The following is a 279-nucleotide window of genomic DNA, read 5'->3' as shown; positions in this document are numbered from 1 at the left end:
AAAACGGGGGAGAAGACGCGACTTTCGGCCACACCGGCATTTTGCAGGTGGTCATACAATTGTCGGTTGCTGGTTAAGCCGGCTGTGGCGAGGTCGGGATTGCTAGAACGATAGAGGTTTAAATCAATATAGGGGGAAAATACTCGACCTTCGTTGAGTCCGATATTGAGCAAATGTTGGAAGGCTTGAGCGTCATCCAATCCAGCTAAATCTGGATTGAAAGCACGGTAGAAATTGGCATCGAATAAATTAACAGCCATTGGGAATTTCTCCTATAAA

The 279-nt window shown here is 45.9% G+C and carries 1 protein-coding gene; it reads right to left on the bottom strand.

Annotated elements, in window-relative coordinates:
- Nucleotides 1-260, bottom strand: a 260-nt coding sequence (locus tag AC0QH1_RS00235; RefSeq protein WP_442957256.1) for a hypothetical protein, incomplete at its 3' end; no start/stop codon positions are given.
- Between the last annotated feature and the right edge of the window lie 19 nt (nt 261-279).

Source organism: Phormidium sp. CCY1219, assembly GCF_055795085.1.
The sequence above is the reverse complement of the archived record's forward strand: the minus strand, read 5'-3'. Positions and strand labels throughout refer to the sequence as shown.